Annotated in this window: 16 protein-coding genes; 7 read left to right on the forward strand and 9 right to left on the reverse strand. The window is 67.3% G+C overall.

Annotation, left to right across the window (positions count from 1 at the left end; all coding sequences use genetic code 11):
* The first annotated feature begins 84 nt into the window (after nt 1-84).
* The 5 genes from MOX01_RS15390 to MOX01_RS15410 all read left to right on the forward strand — a co-directional run bounded on the left by MOX01_RS15390 (nt 85) and on the right by MOX01_RS15410 (nt 4,306).
* Nucleotides 85-1,224: an ABC transporter substrate-binding protein gene (locus MOX01_RS15390; protein WP_058630465.1), complete on the forward strand. Its 1,140-nt coding sequence runs from the start codon at nt 85-87 to the stop codon at nt 1,222-1,224.
* A complete protein-coding gene (locus tag MOX01_RS15395) occupies nt 1,221-2,159 on the forward strand; it encodes an ABC transporter permease (RefSeq protein ID WP_230977955.1) in 939 nt (312 codons plus the stop codon). Before MOX01_RS15390 ends, MOX01_RS15395 begins: the two co-directional genes overlap by 4 nt.
* A complete protein-coding gene (locus tag MOX01_RS15400; RefSeq protein ID WP_046747309.1) occupies nt 2,156-2,950 on the forward strand; it encodes an ABC transporter permease in 795 nt (264 codons plus the stop codon). Before MOX01_RS15395 ends, MOX01_RS15400 begins: the two co-directional genes overlap by 4 nt.
* Nucleotides 2,947-4,038 carry an ABC transporter ATP-binding protein gene (locus MOX01_RS15405; protein WP_141370412.1) on the forward strand — a complete coding sequence of 364 codons (1,092 nt, stop codon included), beginning with the start codon at nt 2,947-2,949 and terminating at the stop codon, nt 4,036-4,038. The genes MOX01_RS15400 and MOX01_RS15405 overlap by 4 nt, the downstream gene beginning before the upstream one ends.
* Nucleotides 4,039-4,126: 88 nt before the next feature.
* Complete coding sequence (locus tag MOX01_RS15410) at nt 4,127-4,306, forward strand: YegP family protein (RefSeq protein WP_021198051.1); 180 nt, start codon at nt 4,127-4,129, stop codon at nt 4,304-4,306.
* Nucleotides 4,307-4,404: 98 nt separating this feature from the next.
* On the opposite strand, the gene MOX01_RS15415 is transcribed toward MOX01_RS15410, so the two are convergent.
* From MOX01_RS15415 to MOX01_RS15455, 9 genes are all read right to left on the reverse strand, one after another.
* A complete protein-coding gene (locus MOX01_RS15415; RefSeq protein ID WP_046747307.1) occupies nt 4,405-5,160 on the reverse strand; it encodes an amino acid ABC transporter ATP-binding protein in 756 nt (251 codons plus the stop codon).
* Complete coding sequence (locus MOX01_RS15420) at nt 5,157-5,954, reverse strand: amino acid ABC transporter permease (protein ID WP_046747306.1); 798 nt, start codon at nt 5,952-5,954, stop codon at nt 5,157-5,159. Before MOX01_RS15420 ends, MOX01_RS15415 begins: the two co-directional genes overlap by 4 nt.
* A 34-nt stretch (nt 5,955-5,988) precedes the next feature.
* A complete protein-coding gene (locus MOX01_RS15425) occupies nt 5,989-6,807 on the reverse strand; it encodes a basic amino acid ABC transporter substrate-binding protein (protein WP_046747305.1) in 819 nt (272 codons plus the stop codon).
* Between the two features lie 172 nt (nt 6,808-6,979).
* Complete coding sequence (locus MOX01_RS15430; protein ID WP_046747304.1) at nt 6,980-7,282, reverse strand: Dabb family protein; 303 nt, start codon at nt 7,280-7,282, stop codon at nt 6,980-6,982.
* Nucleotides 7,279-7,578: a glutaredoxin family protein gene (locus MOX01_RS15435; protein WP_141370413.1), complete on the reverse strand. Its 300-nt coding sequence runs from the start codon at nt 7,576-7,578 to the stop codon at nt 7,279-7,281. The genes MOX01_RS15430 and MOX01_RS15435 overlap by 4 nt, the downstream gene beginning before the upstream one ends.
* Nucleotides 7,575-7,877 carry a rhodanese-like domain-containing protein gene (locus MOX01_RS15440; protein ID WP_058630462.1) on the reverse strand — a complete coding sequence of 101 codons (303 nt, stop codon included), beginning with the start codon at nt 7,875-7,877 and terminating at the stop codon, nt 7,575-7,577. Before MOX01_RS15440 ends, MOX01_RS15435 begins: the two co-directional genes overlap by 4 nt.
* A gap of 78 nt (nt 7,878-7,955) precedes the next feature.
* Nucleotides 7,956-8,054: a 30S ribosomal protein bS22 gene (locus MOX01_RS15445; protein ID WP_003792170.1), complete on the reverse strand. Its 99-nt coding sequence runs from the start codon at nt 8,052-8,054 to the stop codon at nt 7,956-7,958.
* Nucleotides 8,055-8,210: 156 nt separating this feature from the next.
* Nucleotides 8,211-8,402 carry a helix-turn-helix domain-containing protein gene (locus MOX01_RS15450; RefSeq protein ID WP_017204627.1) on the reverse strand — a complete coding sequence of 64 codons (192 nt, stop codon included), beginning with the start codon at nt 8,400-8,402 and terminating at the stop codon, nt 8,211-8,213.
* A gap of 281 nt (nt 8,403-8,683) precedes the next feature.
* Nucleotides 8,684-9,100, reverse strand: a complete 417-nt coding sequence (locus tag MOX01_RS15455; RefSeq protein WP_061015566.1) for an ArsR/SmtB family transcription factor — start codon at nt 9,098-9,100, stop codon at nt 8,684-8,686.
* A 107-nt stretch (nt 9,101-9,207) separates the two neighbouring features.
* On the opposite strand from MOX01_RS15455, the gene MOX01_RS15460 reads away from it, so the two are divergent.
* Nucleotides 9,208-10,638 (forward strand): TrkH family potassium uptake protein, encoded by a 1,431-nt coding sequence (locus MOX01_RS15460; protein WP_046747301.1) that lies wholly within the window; start codon nt 9,208-9,210, stop codon nt 10,636-10,638.
* Nucleotides 10,631-11,302, forward strand: a complete 672-nt coding sequence (locus MOX01_RS15465; protein WP_021198064.1) for a potassium channel family protein — start codon at nt 10,631-10,633, stop codon at nt 11,300-11,302. The genes MOX01_RS15460 and MOX01_RS15465 overlap by 8 nt, the downstream gene beginning before the upstream one ends.
* Nucleotides 11,303-11,326: the final 24 nt, after the last annotated feature.

Raw genomic sequence — 11,326 nt, forward strand, 5'->3', positions numbered from 1 at the left:
CCGCGACGGGCGGCAACCTCCGCCTCATAGTGTCCTCTCGCAACCCGACACCGGCTCACAGCGCCGGACACCGAGAGGACACTCATGGCTCGCTTCACCCGCCGCGCGCGCATCGGCGCGGGCATCGCCCTGGCCACCACCGCCGCACTCGCGCTCACCGCCTGCTCCGGAGCAGCGGACGCCACTGGTGGCGGCAGCTCCGACGTCGATGCCGCCGCAGCGGCCTCGGTCGCCGACTTCGGCACGTTCGCCGACCTCGAGGCTGCTGCCAAGGCCGAGGGCTCGCTCAACGTCATCGCGCTGCCCCGCGACTGGGCGAACTACGGCGAGATCCTCGACCTCTTCGCCGAGAAGTATCCGGAGATCACCATCAACGAGGCGTCTCCCGACGTCTCCAGCGCCGAGGAGATCCAGGCCGCCAAGACGAACGAGGGTCTCGACACCGCACCCGACGTCTTCGACATCGGCCTCACGGTCGCCCTGCAGAACACCGATGTGTTCGCTCCCTACAAGGTGCAGACGTGGGACGACATCCCCGACGAGCTGAAGGAGCCCACCGGCCTCTTCGTGGGCGACTACGGCGGGTACATGTCGATCGGCTACGACTCGTCGAAGTTCGACGCTCCCGCCGAGCTTTCCGACCTGCTCTCCGCCGACTACAAGGGCGCCGTCGCCATCAACGGCGACCCGACGCAGGCGGGGGCCGCGTTCGCCGCCGTCGGCCTCGCGACCGTGCAGTCCGACGGTACGCTGGACGACTTCCAGCCGGGCATCGACTTCTTCTCCGAGCTGCAGAAGGCCGGAAACCTGCTCAAGGTCGACGTGACCACCGCGACCATCGCGAGCGGCGAGACCCCGGTCGTCTTCGACTGGGACTATCTGAACGCCTCGCACACGGCCGACAACAAGGACTGGAAGGTCGTCGTGTTCGACGGCACCGGTTACGCCGGGTACTACAACCAGGCCATCAACGCCGACGCCCCGCACCCGGCCGCTGCCCGCCTGTGGCAGGAGTTCCTCTACAGCGACGAGGTGCAGAACCTGTGGCTGAAGGGCGGCGCCCGTCCGGTGCGGATGGAGGCCATGACCGACGCCGGCACGATCGACGCCGACCTCGCCGCCGCGCTCCCCGAGGCTCCGGAGGAGACCGTCGTCCCGACCGAGGAGCAGTCGACGAACGCCGGCACGCTGCTCGGCGAGAAGTGGGCCGCGGCGGTCCAGTGACCACCCTCACCGCAACGGGGGCGGATGCTGCGGCGTCCGCCCCCACCACCCCCGCCGGGTCCTCGCAGCACGCGAGGGCCCGGCGGTCCGCTCCGTCCCTCGCCTGGCTCGGGCTCGTCCCCTTCGCCGCCTATGTCGTGCTCTTCCTCGCGGTGCCGACGATCCTGGCCATCGGCTCCGGCTTCTTCACCAAGGACGGCTCCTTCACCTGGACCAACATGTCGGCCCTCGCCGACCCGGTCGTGCTCGACACCTTCGCCAACTCTGCCGGCCTCTCGTTGCTCACCGCCGTGGTCGGGGCGCTCGTCGGCGCCCTCGTCTGCTACGCGCTCCTCGGCATGGACCCCGAAGGCCGCACCCGCTCGGCCGTGGATGCCGCCGCGGGTGTGCTCGCGCAGTTCGGCGGCGTCATGCTCGCCTTCGCCTTCATCGCGACCATCGGCATCCAGGGCGTCGTCACCGTGTTCCTTAAGGACACCTTCGGCGTGAACATCTTCGAGAACGGCACCTGGCTCTACGAGCTGCCCGGCCTCGTACTCCCCTACTTCTACTTCCAGATCCCCCTCATGGTCATCACCTTCATGCCGGCCCTCGCGGCCCTCAAGCCGCAGTGGGCCGAAGCCAACCTCACTCTCGGCGGTACCCGCGCGAGCTTCTGGCTCCGCATCGGCATCCCCGTGCTCGCGCCCTCGTTCCTCGCCAGCCTGCTGCTGCTGTTCGCGAACGCGTTCTCGTCGTACGCCACCGCCGCCGCTCTCGCCAGCCAGGGTGCCCAGATCGTGCCGCTGCAGATCCGCACGGCGCTCACGAGCGAGACGGTGCTCGGTCGGGAGAATCTCGCCGGCGCGCTTGCGCTCGGCATGATCGTGATCGTCGGAGTCGTGATGGCCCTGTACTCCCTCGTGCAGCGACGCGCGGCGAGGTGGCAGTCGTGAACCGGCTCGGCCCCTCCCGCACGACCCGGTGGGTGATCGGCGTCCTCGTGGGTGCGTTCTTCGCGGTGCCCCTGGTGTCGACGTTCCTCTTCACACTGCGCGACCCCGCCGGCGGACTCTCCTTCGCCCGCTGGATCGCGTTGTTCGACCCGGCGGCCGCAGCCACCCTCAAGCCGATCTGGACCGGTCTCGGCAACTCGCTGGTACTCGCCGTGGTGACTGTCGCCATCGTGCTGCTGCTGCTCGCCCCGACCATGATCCTGGTGAACCTGCGCTTCCCGAAGCTCAAGCCTGCCTTCGAGTTCGCGGTGCTGCTGCCGATCTCGATCCCCGCCATCGTGCTCGTGGTCGGCCTCGCACCGATCTACCTCCAGATCGGGCGGGCCCTCGGCACGGGCACCTGGACTCTCGCCTTCGCCTACGGGATCACCGTGCTGCCGTTCGCATTCCGCTCCATCCAGGCATCGATCGATGCGGCCGATCTCCGGACGCTCTCCGAAGCCGCGCGGTCCCTCGGCGCGAGCTGGCCGACCGTGGTGCTGAAGGTGCTCGCCCCGAATCTCCGACAGGGGCTGCTTGCCGCGTCCCTCATCTCCATCGCCGTGGTGCTCGGAGAGTTCACGATCGCCTCGCTCCTGAACCGCCAGGTGTTCCAGACGGCCATGGTCGTGGTGAACAAACAGGACCCCTACGCGCCGGCCATCTTCACGCTGCTCGCGCTGGTGTTCGTCTTCCTCCTGCTCCTCGTCATCGGCCGCGTCGCCCGCGGCACCGGAAAGGCCCGCTCATGACCGTCAACCACGCGCTGCCGCGCACCAAGGACAATCTGCTGCTCGCCCAGGCGGGCGAAGGCACCCGTGTCGAGCTGCGGGGCATCGTCAAGAGCTACGCGGGCAACCGGGTGCTCCACGGGGTCGACCTCGACATCGCCCCCGGCGAGTTCGTCTCGCTCCTCGGACCCTCCGGGTGCGGCAAGACCACGTTGCTGCGTGTGCTCGCCGGTCTCGAAGGCGCGGACGAAGGCGCCGTGCTGCTGGGTGGCGGCGATGTGTCGCGAGTGCCCACGAACAAGCGCGACATCGGCATGGTCTTCCAGTCGTACTCGCTCTTCCCGCACCTACGGGTGGCCGAGAACACGGCATTCGGCTTGCGGCGACGCGGCGTCGGCAAGGCTGAGGCCTCACGGCGCGCGGTCGACGCCCTTGCCCTGGTCGGCCTCGCCGACTTCGCGGATCGGTTCCCCCACCAGCTCTCCGGCGGCCAGCAGCAGCGCGTGGCACTCGCACGAGCGCTGGTGACCGAACCCAAGGTACTGCTGCTCGACGAACCGCTCTCGGCGCTCGATGCGAAGGTGCGCGTGCAGCTGCGCGACGAGATCCGCCGCATCCAGCTGAGGCTCGGGATCACGACCGTGTTCGTCACGCACGATCAGGAAGAGGCTCTGGCCGTCTCGGATCGGATCGCGGTGATGAACGCCGGCCGCATCGAGCAGATCGGTTCACCGGAGCAGCTGTACACGATGCCCTCCACGGCCGGGGTGGCGGCGTTCGTCGGCCTGTCCAGCGTCGTGTCGGGGGTGGCCGAGGGCGATCACGTCATGGTGTGGGGACAGCGGCTTCCGCTGCAGTCGCGGGCAGACGGTCCGGTCGACGTGTACCTGCGGCCGGAGAACGTCTACTTCGCGTCGGAGGCCGACGCCGCAGCCGAGGCCCTGGTCGAGGAGAGCACCTTCCTCGGCAGCATGCGTCGCACGCTCGTGCGCACCGAGTCCGGCGAACTCGTCCGGGTGCAGCATGCGCCAGGAACTCATCCGGCCTTCGGCGACCGGGTGCGCATCGCGATCGCCCCGGAGCCCGTGGCCGTGCATCCGCGCGGCTGACTCACCGCTCTTCCCCTGACATACCCCGGGCGCTAGCGTGAGGGCCGAGGGGCGGGGTTCCCTCCATCCGAGAGAGAAAGGACGCCTCATGGCAGGCAAGTTCGAGCTGTACACCGACAAGTCCGGCGAGTACCGGTTCCGCCTGAAGGCCGGCAACGGCGAGGTCATCGCCATCAGCGAGGGCTACTCGTCGAAGTCCGCCGCTCTGAACGGCATCGACTCCGTGCGCCGCAACGCCGCGGACGCCGAGGTCGTCGAAGCCGACTGAGCTCGAGACCCACGTTTCACGCCGAGACCCCCTGTTGCAGACGTCTGCAACAGGGGGTCTCGGCGATTGCGATGGGTCTCGGCGAACCGGATCTCGTGTCAGAGCACGCGGGAGAGGAAGTCCTTCGTGCGCTGATGCTGCGGGTTGCCGAGCACCTCGCGCGGGTCGCCCTCTTCGACGATGTAGCCGCCGTCCATGAAGATGAGACGGGATCCGACCTCGCGGGCGAAGCCCATCTCGTGCGTGACGACGAGCATCGTCATCCCCTCGTCGGCCAGCGAGCGCATGACCTGCAGCACCTCGCCGACCAGTTCGGGATCGAGTGCCGATGTGGGCTCGTCGAACAGCATCATGTCGGGGTTCATGCACAGCGCCCTGGCGATCGCCACGCGCTGCTGCTGCCCTCCCGAGAGGTGCCCGGGGTAGGCGTCGGCCTTCTCCGCCAGACCGACCCGCGTGAGCATGGCATGGGCGATCAGCTCGGCTTCCTTCTTCGACCGCTTCTTCACGCGCTGCTGAGCGATCGTGAGATTGCCGAGCACGCTGAGGTGCGGGAAGAGGTTGAAGCTCTGGAAGACCATTCCGATGCGGGTGCGCACGCGGTCGATGTCGACGTCGGGGTCGGTGATGTCGATCCCCTCGATCAGCACCTTGCCGCCGGTCGGCTCCTCGAGCAGGTTCACCGAGCGCAGCAGCGTCGACTTCCCCGATCCCGAAGGTCCGATCACGCACACGACCTCGCCCTTGGTGACGGTGAGGTCGATGCCCTTGAGCACCTCGTTGTCGCCGAACGACTTCACGAGCCCCTGCACATCGATCGCGGGGGCGTGGACATCAATCAGGTCGGTGATCATCGCTGCCTCGACATCCGTCGCTCCAGCCACGCGCTGAAGCGCGTGAGCGGGATCGTCACGATCAGGTACAGGATCGCCGCCATGATCAACGGCGTTCCGTTCGCGTTCTGCGTGCTCGCATCGCGGGCGAACGTGGTGAGCTCCTTCGACCAGATGAAGGAACCCGCCACGAACAGCAGCGACGTATCCTTCAGCAGCAGCACGAACTCGTTGGTCAGGGGCGGGATGATGATCCGGAACCCCTGCGGCACGATGATCCAGAACGTCGTCTTCATGGGCGACATGCCGAGCGAGCGGGCCGCCTCGGTCTGCCCCTTCGGAACGGCCTGGATACCCGCGCGGATCGTCTCGGCCATGTAGGCCGAGGCGACCAGGACGAGACCGATGAGCCCGAGCACGACCGGCCCACCGAGCTTCGTCCCAGGCACACCCAGGGCGATCGGCAGGATGAAGGCGATGCCGAAGATCGTGAGGATCGCCGGCAGACCGCGGAACAACTCGATCCAGACCGTCGCGATCCAGCGGAACGGGGCGATGGTCGACAGCTTCATCAGTGCCAGCACGACACCGAGGACCAGCCCGCCGGCGAAAGCGACGGCCGTGAACCACAGCGTGTTGACCAGGGCCGTGGTGATGATCCCGGGGAACATCTTCGCCGCGACTTCAGGATTGAAGAACAGCGGTCCGATCTTCGCCCAGTCGGTGCTCACGATCGCCCAGACGGCGATCGCGATCAGCACCACGTAGACCGTGTAGCGATACAGCTTGCTCTTGGTGGTACGCCTCAACGCCATCGTCGAGGTCCTCCCGCTCTACCGATCCCGCCGGTCACTTGGCCGCGAGGTACTCGTCGTAGATCTTCTGGTAGCCGCCGTCGTCCTGGAGCTCCTTGAGCGCCTTGTTGACCGCATCGCGCAGCTCGTCCTTCTCACCCTTGGCGAAGGCGAACCCGTACGACTCGTCGGTCGGGTACGTCTCGACGATCTTGTAGTCGGGGTCGTCCTGCTCGTGCACGTAGTTGACGGGCTGGTCCTGCAGGATCGCGTCGATCTGCCCCGCCTGCATGGCGGGCCACAGCTCGCCATCCGAGGGGTACTGCACGAGCTGCGCGCCCGGTGCGTTCTCGCCCGCGTAGGTCTCGCCGGTGGTGCCCTGCTGCACGCCGACGTTCTTCCCGTCGAGGTCGTCGATGGACTTGATGTCGGAGTCGGCGCGCACGAGCAGCGACTGCAACGAGTCGACGTACGGGTCGGAGAAGTCGATGTTCGCCTTGCGCTCATCCGTGATCGTCATCGCCGACGCGCCGATGTCGCACGTGCCTGCCGCGAGGGTGGTGCCGGACTGCAACGCGTCGAACCCGACGTCCTGAACGGAGAGCTTCAGGTCGATCTTCTCGGCGATCGCACTGAGCAGGTCGATGTCGAAGCCCGAGTAGCCGGTCTCGCTGGAGGGGTCCTCGACCTCGAACGGCGGGTAGGGGACGTCGGAGCACACGGTGAGCGTTCCGGCCTCGACGAGGCCGTACTTGTCGTCGGCGGCGGGAGCGTCACTGCTGCCCGCGTCGGACGATCCGGTGGCGCAGCCGGCGAGCGCGAGGGTGGCCGTCGCCACGAGGGCGAGACCGGCGATGAGGTTGCGACGAGGCATGTCGGCTCCTGTGAGTCGAGGGCACGGAGGCCCGCTGACGGGTAGGAGTTCATCTAAACATGCGGCTCGTCGCGTGACCAATGACATCCACGTCCGCGCACATTACGTTTGTGTTGCGAGTAGGCCCCGATCACACGTGGAAACCGAGTCCCTGAGCCGGCGCGACGCGGTCTCAGACCTCGAAGTCGACGGCGACTCGGGAGGCGACCACCGAGCGGATGTACGTGGCGACCTCGGCGTGCGCGGGATGCACCTGATACTCGTCGATCGCTTCGACCGACGCGAAGTCCGCGACGAGCGTGACGTCCCAGTTCGCCTCCGGGTAGGCGACGTTGGCCCCTGCCGAGATGGTGAGCAGCTGCGGCACGACGCCGTCGAGCGCGTTGAGGCGGCGGGCGACTTCCGCAGCCTGCGCCGCGCGCTCGGCAGCATCTTCGGAAGCGAGCTTCCAGGTCACGACGTGGCGGATCGTCATAGCGCTTCCTTCACTCCGGTCTTCGCCGCCCCGTCACGGAGAGCGCCCTCGAGCGCCTCACGCAGTCGATCGGGTGCCACGCGCCAGTGCGCATGCAGCTCGCCGTCGATCAGGACCACGGGGATCTTCTCCCACCACAGGTCGTAGAGTGCGGGGTCGTCCTGGATCGACGCCTCGACGATCTCGATCTGCTCGGCTGCGGCGTCTGGCAGTTCGGCGACCACGGCGTCGATGACGTCGGAGGCGACGTCGCACAGGTGGCAGTCGGGCTTGCCGATCAGAGTCAGCGTGGTCACGCCGACGGCACCTCGACCGCGCGGCCCTGGGCGATCCACTCGCCGGTCCCGCCCTCGACGTTCGTGGCGTCGTAGCCGCGCGACTCGAGCGCCTCGACCACACGCGCCGATCGACCGCCGGCCTGGCAGATGACGTCGAACGCCTCGCTCGGCAGCTCCTCGAGACGGTTGCCGATCTCCGACATGGGGATGTTGACGGCGCCGGGGACGTGTCCCGCGGCGAACTCGTCCACTTCCCGTACATCGATGAGCGGGGTACCGGTGCGCTCGGCGAGCTCGGTGACGGTGATCGACTTCATGACAACCTCTCGGCAGGACGGAGATGGGGCCGGAGACACAAAGCGCCCGTCCGAAGACAGGCGCTCGTGTCTGGTCGCTTACTTCTTGTTGCGACGCTGGTGGCGAGTCTTGCGAAGCAGCTTGCGGTGCTTCTTCTTCGCCATGCGCTTGCGGCGCTTCTTGATGACAGAACCCACGGAAACCTCACTAAGTCAGTGGCTGGGTGTCTCCGAAATCGGACACCCGGGTACGGGCACGGAAAATGCCTCGGGTCAGTCTAGCAAACCCGAAGGCGTGGGCTGTCACACGCGCCTTCCGCCCGAGGGCGGCCGAGCATGGGACAGCCTGCGACGTCAACCGACGTCGGCGATGGGTCGCTGCAGCGCATCGGCCACAGCGGACTCCGGAACACGATAGCTGCGGCCGAAACGGACGGCGGGCAGCTCCCCAGCATGAACCAGCCGGTACACGGTCATCTTGGACACGCGCATCAGCTCGGCGACCTCAGCAACCGTGAGGAATCGGACGTCAGGAACCTCGGGCATCCCACGTACCCCTTTCTCGATGTGCACACTCTATGTGGTAGCTGGGACACGTGTAAACCTCTGTGACCCGTGTGATCAGTGAGGCATCGCGGGACTCTGAGAGGCGCCCAGCCGGCGCATAGGCATTCTGCGGGCTTCGCTCAATCGCGACTGGCAGAGTCATCGCAGGTCTCGTGCGGCACCGCCGAGTCCGCCCCCCGGGTGTGGGGACCCGCACCTCTCCCCTGACGGCAAGCCCCCCGTGTCGTCAGGGGAGAGTCGTTGCGGGGATCGCCCGAACGTCAGGCGCCGAGGCGCTTGAGCGCCGACGCGACCACATGCTTCGCGGATGCCGCCGCGCGTCCGACGACCTCGGCCGCGTGGGCGGCGCTGTCGGGAAGCGAGGCACCCGGGTATGCGATGTCGGGCGCACCATCTCCGAAGGCATCCACCAGGAACGGCACCAGCCAGTCGTCGACGACCTCGAGCGGCTCGACCGCGAGGCTGTAGAAGCGACGCTGTCCGTCCTCGCGCACGGTGACGAGTTCGGCATCGCGGAGCACCTTGAGGTGCTTCGACACGGTGGGCTGGCTGATACCCAGATCGGCGACGATCTGGCTGACGCTGGTGCCGGCCTCTCCTTCGGTCGTGCGCCGCAGCAGGAGCTGGAGGATGTCTCGCCTCGTACCGTCTGCGATCACGTCGAAGATGTCCGTCATGAGTTCAGGGTAGTCGTCCCCGGCACGGAGTACCATGACGAAGGCTCGGCGACAGGCGCCGTGCCGCCGCCCGAGGCAGGGCGTGCGACGACACACAGGGGGCAGCGATGTCGGGCATCGTTTCGGCGTCGTCCCCGCGCGAGAGCCTGAAGAGCGCAGCCGGCTGGGTCAAGCACCTCGTGACGTCATCGCCGTCGCGCTTCGCGATCGTGATCTTCGCTCTGCTGATCCTCGTCTTCACGGTGCTGCTCTCCCTGCCCATCGCCTCCGCGTCCGGCAGGGTCACCCCCCTCAGCGATGCGCTGTTCACCGCCGTCTCCACCATCTGCGTGACGGGACTCGCCACCGTCGACATGGCCAACTACTGGTCGCCCTTCGGACACGTGCTGATCTTCCTCGGCGTGAACATCGGCGCGCTGGGGGTGCTGACCCTCGCATCGCTCATGGGAATGCTGATCTCGAAGCGTCTCGGTCTGCGAGCCAAGCTGATGGCGGCAGGCGACACGAACCCGATGCGCGCGCACGGCGGTGTCGTCAACGAGAGCCAGACCGTGCGACTCGGCGAGGTCGGCCAGCTGCTCACCACGGTCGCCGTCTCGGCGCTGATCATCGAGGCGTCGCTCGCGATCCTCCTCTACCCCGCCCTCGTGATGGCCAAGGTCGACCCGATCGCGGCGCTCTGGGAGGCGCCCTACTTCGCGGCGATGGCGTTCACGAACACCGGATTCGCGCCGAACGACGGCGGCGTCGCCGTCTTCGCCGACGACTACCTGGTGCTCTCGCTCCTGATGGTCGGCGTCTTCCTCGGCAGCATCGGCTTCCCGGTCATCTATACCCTCGCCAAGCATGTCTGGCATGTGAAGCGCTGGTCCCTGCACTCCAAGCTCACCATCGTCACCACCGTCCTGCTCTTCATCCTGGGTGCTGCCGTCTTCGTGATCCTCGAGTTCAACAACCCGAAGACCTTCGGCTCGATGGATGCCACCGACACCACGTTCCAAGCCTTCTTCCTGTCGGCGATGACACGCTCCGGCGGCTTCAACGTGATCGAGATGGACGACCTGAACGGCTCGTCCCTGCTCGCGGCGAGCATGCTCATGTTCGTCGGCGGCGGCTCCGCCTCGACCGCGGGCGGGATCAAGGTGACCACCCTCGCCGTCCTCGCCATCGCCGTCTGGTCCGAGGCCAAGGGACGCCAGTCCGTCGAAGCCTTCGGTCGCCGCATCCCCAGCGACGTGCAGCGCGTCGCCCTCAGCGTCGTCGCGTGGGGAGCGACGATCGTCGCGCTGTCGACCATCGTGATCGCGCAGATCACCAAGGCCGACATCAGTCACGTGCTCTTCGATGTGATCTCCGCGTTCGGTACCGTCGGTCTCTCGACAGGCCTCACCGGCGAGCTGCCGGATTCCGCCTCCTACGTCATGGCCGCGACGATCTTCATGGGCCGCGTTGGTACAGTGACTCTCGCCGCGGCGGTCGCCGCGACATCGCGAACGCAGTACTACTCACTGCCCGTGGAAAGGCCGATCGTTGGTTGAAGTCCTCCGGGGCGACGCTCCCGTCCTCGTCATCGGCCTCGGCCGGTTCGGTGCCGCCTGCGCCGGTGAGCTCGACCGCCTCGACCGCGAGGTGCTCGCGATCGACGACAACCTCGAGCTCGTGCAGAAGTGGTCCGACCGCGTCACGCACACCGTCCAGGCCGACGCCAAGAACATCGACGCCCTGCGGCAGATCGGTGCGCAGGACTTCCAGGTGGCCGTCGTGGCCGTCGGCTCCTCCATCGAGGCTTCGGTGCTCATCACGGCGAACCTCGTCGACCTCAAGGTCCCGCAGATCTGGGCCAAGGCGGTCTCGCAGTCGCACGGCAAGATCCTGGCGCGCGTCGGCGCCAACCACGTCATCTACCCCGAGCGCGAGGCCGGCGAGCGCGTCGCGCACCTCGTCTCCGGGCGCATGCTCGATTTCATCCGCTTCGACGACGACTTCGTGCTCGCCAAGATGTACCCGCCGAAGTTCATCCGCGGCGTCGGCCTAAACGAGTCCGGCGTGCGCTCGAAGTACAAGGTGACCGTCGTGGGCGTGAAGAGCCCGGGCAAGCCGTTCCGCTACGCCGAGGCGAACACCATCGTGACCAACCACGACCTGATCATCGTGTCCGGTACGAACAGCGACATCGAGCGGTTCGCCGGCCTCGACCGCTGACGTCTCCCTCCCGCCTTCCGAGCG

The sequence above is a fragment of the Microbacterium oxydans genome, assembly GCF_006540085.1.
Taxonomy (GTDB): Bacteria; Actinomycetota; Actinomycetes; order Actinomycetales; family Microbacteriaceae; genus Microbacterium; species Microbacterium oxydans.